Raw genomic sequence first — 579 nt, 5'->3', positions numbered from 1 at the left:
GAGTTGTACCAGCCCGAGGTCAGGGCCCCGTTGGCGTTGGCGAAGCCCGAACTCAGATCGCTGGAGTTGAAGAAACCCGAAGTGCCGCTGGAATTCCCGTTGAAGAACCCGGACGACACCGAGGAATTCCCGACACCGGCCTGCCACGGCAGCGAGAGGTTCAGTCGGCCGAGGATCGTCATGTCGATGGGTACCTGCACGTTCGCCCCGACCACGAGGTCTTTCAGGACGATCGGGTTGATGACGATGGGGGGCAACGCCGGGCCTTGTTGGACTCCGGTGAAATTGATGGTGATCAGGAATTGAACCCCCATGTTGATGGGGATGCCGAACTGAGGGACGTAGACGGTGATCGGGTCGATCTGGCCGGTGATCGGGATCACCGAGTTGGTACCCGCCACCAGGTCGATCGGAATCGCCGGAAAATCGATCGCGATGGTCGTACCCTGCTGGCCGTCGGCCAGCTGGAAGGAGCCGACGTTTCTGTTTCCGGTGTTGAACAAACCGGTGTTGAGGTCGCCTGAGTTGGCGAAGCCGGTGTTGATACTGCCGCCGTTGAAGCTTCCGGTGTTGCGATCG

1 protein-coding gene is annotated in these 579 nt (G+C 60.4%); it reads right to left on the bottom strand.

Annotated features, from left to right (window positions below; genetic code table 11):
• Window positions 1-579, bottom strand: a 579-nt coding sequence (locus AO501_RS18740) for a pentapeptide repeat-containing protein (RefSeq protein ID WP_197419890.1), incomplete at both ends; no start/stop codon positions are given.

This window comes from Mycobacterium gordonae (assembly GCF_001417955.2).
GTDB classification, from domain to species: Bacteria; Actinomycetota; Actinomycetes; order Mycobacteriales; family Mycobacteriaceae; genus Mycobacterium; species Mycobacterium gordonae_B.
This window is presented reverse-complemented; position numbering and strand designations above follow the sequence as displayed.